We start from the raw sequence: 9,708 nt of genomic DNA, 5'->3' as shown, positions 1-9,708 counted from the left end.
TCGCGCAGGTGGGGACGATGCGTATGCACGGCCTCAGTGATGGTGCGGGCCTGATAGGGCGACCGGTCCGGCGGGGGCCGAATCCGGGTCCACGGGGTGCGCTTGAAGCGTAGCGGCCACCGCCGACAATCCGGTGCACCTCGCGGACACACGCCCGGGGCCGGGACACTGCCCGGCTAACGGTCACCCGGCTGCCCGTTCCCGCTGGGGATCACGCCTCGTCCGGCTCTTCCCCCACATCCAGCCCCTGCTCCGCCCGGGCTTCCTCGGCAAGATCTACGAGCGACCCCTGGCCGGGCACATACCACCGCAGCGTGCCCTGCACACTGCGGTCTTGGCCACTGGCCTGAAGGCGCATCCATCGCACCAGCCCGCTGGGGGAATACCACTTCCCGTCGGCCTTCCACTGCAGCGGGTCCCGTGCCGCGTTGCGCCACACGGCCAGGCCTCGATCCGGATCCTCGGCGATCCACTCGGCCATCTCCCGCCGCTCGGGCAGGTTGAACGGGCGAAACTCCAGAAGCGCGCCGTCGGGGATGCGTCTCGCCGTGACTAGCGTTTTCACGGCGTTCACCTGGCGTCCCCGGGTTTCGGCCTCCGGTGCTTGGTAGCCGGGGTCGAGGACCGGGGCGGTCTTGCCTGCGGCCATACCGCGGACGGCGGCGTGGGCGACCCGCTGGATGCGCTCGGTGTTGCGCACTGCGGCGATCACCTGGCTATTGCTGCCGTACTCGAAGTCGATGGCCTGCAGCGCCCAGCCCAGCGCGTCCTCGACGAGCTCGGGCACACGGGCGAGCTGGGCGTCCCAGTCCGTGTCGGGGTCCTCGATCGTACGGGTGGCCAGCTGCCGGAAGACGACATGCGTGATTAGCAGGTCTCCATAACTCGCGGCTGCTGCGGCCCGGCCCAGCAGCCCGTCGCGCAGCTCGGCCAGCCGGTCACGGACCGCGCGGAGCAGACTCACGCAGCGCCACACCCGGTAGGCGTCCGGCTCGGATCCGAAGAGTTCGCGGTAGGCGTCGTCACGCCACAGCGCCGCCAGATCCCGCTTGGCTTGGGCGGCGTACTCTGCGTTCGGGTGGGCAGCCGCGAGCGCCTCGGCGGCCTCGGTGATCGAGCAGCCGTGCTCCCGGTCGGGCACGGGCTCGCCGCGCTTGACCACATAGCTCAGATGCAGTTGGAAGGCGAAGTCGTCGCGCAGCTTGATCTGCGCCGGGTCCCGCGACTTGAAGTCGCGGTCCTCGATGGGGTTCTGTGTGTTGGTGCTGATGGTGACCTGGTCGCCGAAGCCGGGCGGACAGTTCTCCAGGGAGATCAGGCGTACCAGCACGCGGCCCCTCTGCGCCTTCTCCTTGCTTGTACCGTAAGCCTTGTGGATGGCCCGGACGGTCTGTGCCCCGTTGACCACGCTCGCGCCGGTGAGGTGGAAGTCCGCCACGCCGCCCGGAACGGCGGCGCCGACCGGCTTGACCGTGTCGCAGAGCATAGTGATGCCGTTGCTGAAGTACCAGAAGTGCTCGGGCTGCTCCAGCAGCGTGTTGCGGATCCGCACATTGACGTCGGAGACGTCCAGGGCATCGCGGATGTTTCGGGCGAACAGCCCGCGCCGGTGCTCCTCGTAGAGGGCGGCAACCTCCGGGACTGCCATGGTCCCGTACATGGCCTTGTAGGGCATCTCCTCCAGGCCGAAGCGCTCCAGGCGTACCTTCGTGTCGATCCTCGGGGCTGCTGCATTGCCGAGGATCGCCCGGTGGATGTCGCGCAGGTCGAAAATCTTGTAGTCGACCATGTCCTCGACCAGGTTGTACTTCTTGATTCCCTCCTGGATACGGCGGTGGATGTCGCCGTTCAGCGGTTCGGTCCGCATCAGGGCCAGCACCAGCGTGATCTTCGGGAAGCCGCTGTCCAGAGCCTGCTGGATCTCCGGAACGTGCTGCTGGAAGCGCCTGTTGAACCGGTGAAACTCGAGATCGAGGATCTTGTCCAGGCCGTAAAGCATCCGATCGACCTCTGACTCCCCGAATTTTGCCCGGCCCTGGTGGTTCCACTTGGCCTGCACCAGACAGATGCGCGGCTGGCGGGTCTGGAGCTGGACCGCGACGGCGTCGAGCCCTCGATCGTCCTCACCGTCGAAGATCGTCTGGGCGGCTTCCATGTCGCTGCAGGGATGCTCGCTCTGGATACCTAGCGCGGCGAGGCCGCGGGTAAGGAGGACGTCGGCGCGTTCGGGTTCAGGGCGGTCCGTCGAGTCGATGAGACCGTCAAAGCGTGTCTCGATCTGCTGGCGGACGTGCCGGACTTGTACGACACTCATCTGCGGCCCTTCCTCACGGATGATCGCACAATTACCATATCGGGCGAAGGGTGCCTTGATGGGGGAATAGGTCAGAATTCCTGTGTCGCGTGTCGGCTCCGTGCGCTGTTGTCATCGCGAGCATCCGACTGCCCGGAGACGGGGCTACCAGCGTTAATGCGTCATGTCGGTTGGGTGAGTGGACGAGCCGGTGGTGTGGGCGTATGCCGGGTGGCATGGCCAGATACCCCCAGGACAGTGGGTTGACTGTCGCGGGCCGAGACAAACGAGAACAGGTCCGGATGCAGGCCGCACAATGGTTCGGCGAAGGCCGGCCCAACGCATGGACGTTGCCGAGTTGCGGGTCGGGTTGCGGTAGGTGGAGAAGAGGCGGTAGGCCTGGCGCCAGGCAGGGGCCAGAGGCGCTGGTGTTCAAGGGAGCGCACGGACGTCCGCGGCAGTACGGTGCACAGTTCCCGCGGCTGGAGGCCGAACTGAACCGCGGCCCGGCCGCCCACGGTTGGCCGATGACCAGCGGTGAACGCTGGGCCGGGCGGCGGCACTGATCAAGGAGTTGTTCGGGATCGGTTACACCCTGCCGAGGGTTTCGCTGGTGCTTCGCCGCAATGCCTGGTTGGTCGAGGTTCCAGCCGATGCGCCATCGAACGCGACGAGCAGGCCGTTGAGGCGTGGCACCGGCAGGTGTGGCCGCAGGTGGAAGGAGCGCGGCGGACCTGGGCGCCTGGATCTGTTTCGAGGGCGAGACCGCTCAAGAGCTCAGGCCGTCCCACGGACGCTCCTGGAGCCGCCGAGGACACCCCCCACAGGCGAGGGTGCACGGTGGAGAGCACAGCGCCCGAGGGTTGGTCGCCGTGATGGTCCGCAACTGGGCCGGCTGGCGGTTTCGGCTGATCTACCGGCTGCACCGCTACCAGCGCCGCAAGGGCGAACGCGCCAGCTTCACCCTGGCCGAGTACAAGCGGCTGCTGCGGGCCGCCCATCATCAGCTGCCAGTTGCTCTGGCCGTTAGGCGCTGATCTCAGGCGCCTGGTCGATACGATCGAGGGGCGACGTGGTGAGCTGGCAGCGCGCTTGAGCGCATCTCAGCGTCCGCATGTGGACTAGTTTCTAAGATTCGTTGTACCGCGTTGCCCGGTTACGGTGGTCAGGAGTTCCTATGGCTTCTCAACAGTTCGAGCCCCCATCGGGCACCCGTGACTTCCTCGCGGGGGCCTTGCGGACGCGTGAGCATGTGTTCGCGCGGATCCGTGAGGTGTTCGAGCGGTACGGGTTCGAGCCGTTGCAGACGCCGGCGTTCGAGCGGCTGGAGACGCTGACCGGCAAGTACGGCGACGAGGGCGACAAGCTGATCTTCAAAATTCTGCGCCGTGGCGAGCACGAGGCGACCGGCGAGGCCGACCTGGCCCTCCGGTACGACATGACCGTGCCGCTGGCCCGGGTGGTGGCCAACTACGGATCGCAGCTCCCGACCCCGTACAAGCGGTATGTGATGGGGCCGGTGTGGCGTGCAGACCGGCCAGGGCGGGGGCGGTTCCGCGAGTTCGCCCAGTGTGACGTGGACGTGGTCGGCTCTTCCTCCCCGTTGGCCGACGCCGAGATCGTGTGCGCCATGGCCGACGCGTTGGATGCGGTCGGTGTGCGCGAGTTCAAGATTCTGGTGAACTCGCGGCGGGCTTTGTCAGGTCTGCTGGAGGCCTACGGGGTTCCGGGGGAGCTGGGCGGTGGTGTGCTGATCACCCTGGACAAGCTCGACAAGCTGGCTCCAGAGAAGGTGGCCACCGAACTGGTGGAGGCACGGTCGTTGCCAGCCGACATCGCCAAAGCGCTGGTGAGCGACCTGACCGCAGAAGACGCCGTCGAACGGATGCGGACCGCGCTCGAGGACAGCGAGGACGGCCGGGCCGGCGTGGAGGAGATCGACCGGCTGTTGGACCTGGCAACCTCCAAGGTCGGCCAGGCGCGAATCGCGTTCACTCCCAGCCTGGTGCGCGGCCTGGACTACTACACCGGTGTCATCTTTGAGGTGGTCGCCGAGGGCATGCCCGGCTCGATCGCCAGCGGCGGCCGCTATGACGGGCTGATCGCTGCGCTGGGTGGTCCGGACGTCCCGGCCTGCGGCGGTTCCCTCGGCGTGGAGCGCATCATCGGGCTGCTGGGGGATGCCGCCGCGCAGGACGAGCGGACAGACGTCGCGCTGACGGTGATCGCAGAAGAGACCGCCGCCGAGGTGATGGGGTTCGCTGCCGCACTTCGGGACGCTGGGCTTCGCACTGAGGTGTATCTGGCTGCCAGCCGCAAGCTGGCCAAGCAGCTGAAGTGGGCGGCCGACCGCAAGGCGCGATTCGCGCTGATCTACGGAGCGGCCGACAAGGAAGCGGGGGTCGTCGCGGTCAAGGACCTGGATTCCGGAGAGCAGGAGCAGGTCCCCGCGGCCGAGCTTGCCGCGTACCTCACCCGGAGGTGCGTGCCGACAGGGTAGATCCGTCAGGAGGTCAGTGACCGATGGGTGTGCAAGGCGACCGCATCTTCGCCGCGATCAAGCAGAGAGGCTTCCCCGACCCGTGGTCGAGCTTCGGGGAATGCCTGTCCTGGGAATCGGCTTATGCCGTCCAGCTCAAGCAGGCCATCGACACCGCCCGCAAGGGAACCGACTCCCAGATCACAGCCACCATCGACGAGCTGTTCCAACGCAAAGCCGGCAACCTGACCACCGCGCGCAAGCTCCTCGATGACGTCCTGGCCGACTACGATCAGAGCGGCATGTGGCAACTGCTCGACCAGCGCGCCGTCCGCCTCGACATCGACGACGTGTCCGAACGATGGGCCCGCGGCCTCGTCGAGCACCCCTTCCCGATCGCGCTGCTGTCGCTCCAGTTCAACTGGCGATACATGAAGGAGTACGGGGTCCGTTCCTTCTACGAGATGACCGCCCGTTACGTCGACGACCTCAGCACCAACACCGAGCGCTGGGCCGAGTCCTGTGTCACGGAAGCGGCCACGGGCGTCATCGACCGCGTCACCACGGTCGAATGCGATCTCGCCTCCGAGGAAGCCCCGATGCACTGCGACATCTGCAAGAAGACCATCACCGCCCTGCTGTACCTGGACGACTGACCTCCGGCGGCAACTCCCAGCGCAATGGCCCAATAATGGAAGCTTCGGGCGTGCCCTACTGTTGAAGGGCACGCCCGGCTGCTTGTAGTTCGGTATCACTCAACGGCTTGCCGTAGTAGGCGCGTACACCGCGGCTATTCCGGAAGTATGACTAAGCTCCGGGCTAATACGGAATCAAGGTCAAGCACGCCACCGAACAATGAGCGAGCGGCGAGAGGTGGGCTTCAAAGGGGCCGTGCCGGGCGTTACGATCTGAAGGTGGCCTACATCGTGACGCTTCCGGCTCCGGAGTTGGCATCCATCCGCGACAAGCTCCAGCTGGAGCAGAGGCTGACCAAGGCTCTTCCGAAGGCGCGGCTCGGTATCGATGGTCCTCCTATGGTGCTGGTGCTAGGTGATCTTGGGGCGGATCCGCAACTGGGCCTAGGCGGGCGGTGGCTGCAGTTGGAGTGGATGGGCGTTGTCACGAAGGCTGGTACGGTCGGCGCGGTCGATGCCAGCATCACCGTCGACCCGCTGCGGGAGTGCCGGATACCAGTCGCGTTTGACGGTGCCAGAGGCTTATTGAACGCTCTACCGGGCTCTGTCTACGAGGACTTCAACCGGACGATGATCCCCGGCGGTGTCGGTGGCTGCGGTCAGGAGACGTGGACAGCGCTGGAGGCAGCTCTTCGGCAAGAACGGCCGGACCTGGTAGATCTGCTGGACTGGCTGTTGGCCCAAGCGATGCCGCCACGCCTGGACGCTAACGATGAGGCGGAGCTCTTGTGGCTGGAGCAGCGAGACGCGCTGCGCAACATCGTACGCATTGCCGACTTCCCGCCGTCCGCGCTGGCCGCGTGGCGACGCCCGGCGTCCCGCGATGTACCTTACTTGGCCGGGTTGATTCCTCAGCCGGTCGAGCACAGCCTCATCGACCACGACATCCGCATCGCGGGCGAGCCGCTCGACATGTTCTCCGAGTGGCAGGGTTCTACCCGGACGCGATGCGATGTCCATATCCTCCAGGATGCTCAGGGGCGGCGGTTGGAAATCGCCAACGTCAACGCCACGCCGGTCGAGGGCCGTTTGGGCACCGACATGATCTACTACCACGAACCGACCCACAGCTTCGTCCTCGTTCAGTACAAGCGACTACATCCCACGACCCGAGCGGTCCGTGTAACGCGTCAGCTGAAGGAGCAGCTCGATAAGCTTGAGCAGGTGGCGAAGTTGAGCAAAGCACCAGCCGCACCGAGCGATTGGCGGATGGGCAACGATGCGTGCTTCCTCAAGCTTGCCCACTGGCCCGCCGACACCACTGCCCATCCGGTCGACGGGCTCGTGCCGGGCTTATATCTGCCGTTGTCTTACGTGCGGTTGCTGCTGTCCGATGACTGTACTCGCGGGGTCAGAGAGGACCACAACGCGCGCTACCTGGGCTACCGGGAGGTGGAACGTCATCTGGTTGGTGCCCAGTTTGTTGAGCTGGTGAAACATGGTCTGGCTGGCACGGTCGGGACCTCGGTGGAGCAACTGCGAGACTTGGTCGAGGGCAGGTTGGACGCTGGCCAGGGAATCATGGTCGCGGCCGAACGCAGTGGGGAGTCGGTCAAAGGGCGGCAGGAGCGTACCCGTAAAAGGGGCTCGAAAGCCAAAAAGTACTCGCATGTCATCTCCGGCCAACAGACCCTCTTTGAGGCCCCAAAGCATTCCTCGTGACAGGGAAGTCGCGTGAGGTGGAAGGACGTTGGTATGACCGATGTAGCCACGCTTGAGAGCTGCACCCCGCAACGTTGGATGCGCTGATGAGCGTGCATCCGACGGCTCGCCTGATGCCGTGGCGGTCAAGCGTGATGAGCCACGCCGGGAAGAGGTGCTGGAGGCAGGCCAGCAGGAGGCGGCCGTTCATGCGTGCTCGGAGTTGAGGACGGCGTAGACGACCTTGCCGCCGCCGTTGAGGGGGCGTGAGCCCCAGCGGTGTACGAGTGCTTCCATGAGCAGCAGGCCCCGGCCGCTCTCTGATGTTGGGTCGGGGGCACGGACGACCGGTTGTGCATCGCTCTTGTCCCAGACTTCGACGACCGGCCGGCCGTCGAGCAGGTAGGCGCGGATGATGACGGGATCGCCGGGCGCGGAGCCGTGGCGGACGGCGTTGGTGGCCAGCTCGGAGACGACGGTCCGGGCCACGTAGTCGTCCAGGCCCCAGGATCCGAAGACGAGTGCGATGAAGTCCCGCGTCTGCTTGATCGCGTGCAGTGTCGCCTTCACGACGAGGGTCGCGGGTTCACACATGGCTGGCTACCTCGGAGACGGTTGCAGTTACCGCTATCAGCGGCCCTGGGGAGCTGGTACGGCGGGGGACACAGGGTGATGGGGTGCTGGCTCCTCCGCCCGCCCGGCGCGGGCACGGCCGGGCGGGCGGAGGAATGGCCTCCGGACGGACCTCACCCCAGGCCGCGCCTGACCGTACGGGGGGAAGTGGTCGGCTCGACCTCCGTCCGGAGGGGCTTTGTTGTTGCACTTGCGCGTCCGGCACCGGCCGAAGTTGTGAGCCGTGCCGAAGGGCGGGGTGACCGCTGTCAGAGGTCCTTCGGGGCGCGGGCACGACCGTGCTCGTGAGAGGTGATGGGGGCCGGCCGATCCGTCATCCGGTTCAGAATCCCGACCAGCTTGGCAGGAGCGGCTTCCACCTCATCGACCGGCACCACGCCTTCCCCGCCTGGTTCCAGCACGAACCACATCCGCCCACCCACCAGATCCGTTCCGACGTCGAGCGAGTGTTCCGGCTTGCACACCTGGATCACGTTCAGCGCCGGAGCCGCCCCGGCGCGCGAGACGACGCCACATGCCAGACCCTGCCCCCCGGTCACGATCGCCGTTTTCAGGGTGGCCAGGTCCAGGCGCCGCGTGCCCAGCGCGGCGCTCAGCCGCTCGGCGCTCGCTCGTGCGTGCCCGGCATTCGCGGTTTGTGTCCAGTCCATCCTCACGCGCCCCCTTTTCGGACCGGTCATCGTTTGTAATGCTCCGTATAGTCGCTATGCATCCGAGTAAGCGGTAGGGCGCTCATCGCTGACAGCGATAGGAGTTCGATGGAAGTCCGGACGTTCCCCGAAGCTTTGAGGGCGATCATGGAGACCAACGGGTGGAGTCAGACTGATCTAGCCCGTGAGCTGGGTGTTTCCCAGGTCTGGGTATCCGAGGTCTCACGGGGAATAAAGGACACAACGGTCACGAAGGCCGTCGGGCTACTGGCCCGCGTAGGCTGGGAAGTACGCATATCGCCCAGAGTGGAGGATCCTGTGCAACGTAGGGAGTTCATGGCTGGCGCCGCGTCCGTGATCTTCATGCCCTCGCGTAAGACATCTCCCTATCAAGATCCCTCATATGTGGCCGCCCTCGCCGATGTCCTGGCTCGTAATCGGTACGAGCTGGGAGGAGTGCCGCTAATAGTAACAGCGGTGAATCATGTGACGCGTATCGAAAAGGCTGTTGTCGAGTGTCGCGATCCAGCTCTTCAGAGTGCTGGATCGAGCCTGTCCAACCAAGCTGCTCTGGTGCTCTACGACGCTGGAAGGCTTGACGCCGCCGATCGTGCAGCGGTCCTGTCGCTTGAGCTCGCCACGCGAGCCAACGACCTCTCGGGACAAGCGCGCTCATATGAGGGTCTCAGTCGAATCAGCCTGTATCGAGGCGACTTCTCCCGGGCGGTCGTCTATGCAGAGCGAGGACTCAAAATATCAGACCTGACCAACAGTCAAAGCGCCGCCCTGAATATGCGGCTAGGGCGCTCGCTTGCTCTAATTTCAGGGCAGCGGGCGTCGTCTCGATCTGCGCTTGATCGGGCTCGTTCGATCGGCGGCCTCTCTCCCTTCGAGGAGGCTGCGCTGGTGGGTGATGTAGGGATCGGCTTCGGCCATCTCCGCGTCTACCGGGAGGCCGGCGCACTGCTCAGTAAGGCTGCAGAATCCATCGGTCAATGGTCGCCGCTCTTCCAGGCCCAGTATCTGGGCCGTCAGATCCAGACTTCTCTGCGTGCAGCGGATCCCGCGTTTGCTGCTGACCGCATGACCGAACTTGCAAGAGCACTCCCGCTTGTAACATCCGCCAGGGTCAACAAGCGAGCGACGGAGATTTTGAAGGCATCCGCACCGTGGGTGCGGGTTCCTGAAGTTCGTGTGGCCCGTGAGCACTTGCAATCCGTATTGCCTCCAAGTGAAGGAGAGAAAGGCTAGGCATATCTGCCCCTGGCTGTCCCGGAAACCCGGGTACGTTCGCAGGTTGTTGCTTACGGGCGTTTT

The 9,708-nt window shown here is 65.4% G+C and carries 8 protein-coding genes; 5 read left to right on the top strand and 3 right to left on the bottom strand.

Annotation, left to right across the window (positions count from 1 at the left end; genetic code table 11):
- Positions 1–211: 211 nt before the first annotated feature.
- Complete coding sequence (locus tag ABD340_RS06415) at positions 212–2,314, bottom strand: AIPR family protein (RefSeq protein WP_344587584.1); 2,103 nt, start codon at positions 2,312–2,314, stop codon at positions 212–214.
- Between the two features lie 851 nt (positions 2,315–3,165).
- Here ABD340_RS06415 and ABD340_RS06410 point away from each other — a divergent pair.
- The 4 genes from ABD340_RS06410 to ABD340_RS06395 all read left to right on the top strand — a co-directional run bounded on the left by ABD340_RS06410 (position 3,166) and on the right by ABD340_RS06395 (position 7,129).
- Entirely contained in the window at positions 3,166–3,330 is a 165-nt protein-coding gene (locus ABD340_RS06410) for a hypothetical protein (RefSeq protein WP_344587583.1), read from the top strand.
- A gap of 140 nt (positions 3,331–3,470) precedes the next feature.
- On the top strand, positions 3,471–4,793 hold the full coding sequence (gene hisS / locus ABD340_RS06405; protein WP_344587625.1) for a histidine--tRNA ligase: 1,323 nt from the start codon (positions 3,471–3,473) through the stop codon (positions 4,791–4,793).
- A 23-nt stretch (positions 4,794–4,816) separates the two neighbouring features.
- A complete protein-coding gene (locus ABD340_RS06400) occupies positions 4,817–5,428 on the top strand; it encodes a hypothetical protein (RefSeq protein ID WP_344587582.1) in 612 nt (203 codons plus the stop codon).
- 258 nt (positions 5,429–5,686) lie between these two features.
- Positions 5,687–7,129: a hypothetical protein gene (locus ABD340_RS06395; protein ID WP_344587581.1), complete on the top strand. Its 1,443-nt coding sequence runs from the start codon at positions 5,687–5,689 to the stop codon at positions 7,127–7,129.
- 186 nt (positions 7,130–7,315) lie between these two features.
- On the opposite strand, the gene ABD340_RS06390 is transcribed toward ABD340_RS06395, so the two are convergent.
- Both ABD340_RS06390 and ABD340_RS06385 read right to left on the bottom strand, forming a co-directional pair.
- Entirely contained in the window at positions 7,316–7,702 is a 387-nt protein-coding gene (locus ABD340_RS06390; protein WP_344587579.1) for an ATP-binding protein, read from the bottom strand.
- Between the two features lie 287 nt (positions 7,703–7,989).
- Entirely contained in the window at positions 7,990–8,391 is a 402-nt protein-coding gene (locus ABD340_RS06385) for a hypothetical protein (protein WP_344587577.1), read from the bottom strand.
- A gap of 108 nt (positions 8,392–8,499) precedes the next feature.
- Here ABD340_RS06385 and ABD340_RS06380 point away from each other — a divergent pair, with 108 nt between their 5' ends.
- Positions 8,500–9,642, top strand: coding sequence for a hypothetical protein (locus tag ABD340_RS06380; protein WP_344587576.1), 1,143 nt, complete (start codon positions 8,500–8,502; stop codon positions 9,640–9,642).
- Positions 9,643–9,708 lie beyond the last annotated feature (66 nt).

The sequence above is a fragment of the Actinomadura vinacea genome, from assembly GCF_039532545.1.
GTDB lineage: Bacteria > Actinomycetota > Actinomycetes > Streptosporangiales > Streptosporangiaceae > Spirillospora > Spirillospora vinacea.
This window is presented reverse-complemented; position numbering and strand designations above follow the sequence as displayed.